The organism is Bacillus sp. SIMBA_005 (genome assembly GCF_046535585.1).
Lineage (GTDB): Bacteria > Bacillota > Bacilli > Bacillales > Bacillaceae > Bacillus > Bacillus pumilus.
Map to the genome: position 1 here is coordinate 1 of NZ_JAWRWI010000197.1, position 301 is coordinate 301.

Genomic DNA, 301 nt, shown 5'->3' on the forward strand with positions numbered 1-301 from the left:
GCGTGTCCTCTGTCACGCCGAACGGGGCGAGGCTCTGGATGGCACCCAGATCGGCGAGAGGCTGGACCCATCCGATACCCGCGCTGATCACGTCGTAGTTGTCGCCTGCGGCGAGCGCCGTCGAGATCTTCTGGTTGAGCGCGTCGTAGGGCACGAAGTCGGACTCGACGTCGATATTGGGGTACGACTTGTGGAAAATGTCGACGATCTTGTCGAATGCGGCCTGGCCGGTCTTGTCCGCGGAGAAGTTCGCCACCAGAACGCGGATGGTGCCCTTCGCGTCGGTCGATGTGTCCGCGGG

Annotated in this window: 1 protein-coding gene; it reads right to left on the reverse strand. The window is 63.5% G+C overall.

The window, feature by feature from the left end; genetic code table 11:
* The coding region (locus tag SB660_RS19740) for an extracellular solute-binding protein (protein ID WP_410583961.1) at positions 1–301 on the reverse strand (301 nt) is incomplete at both ends.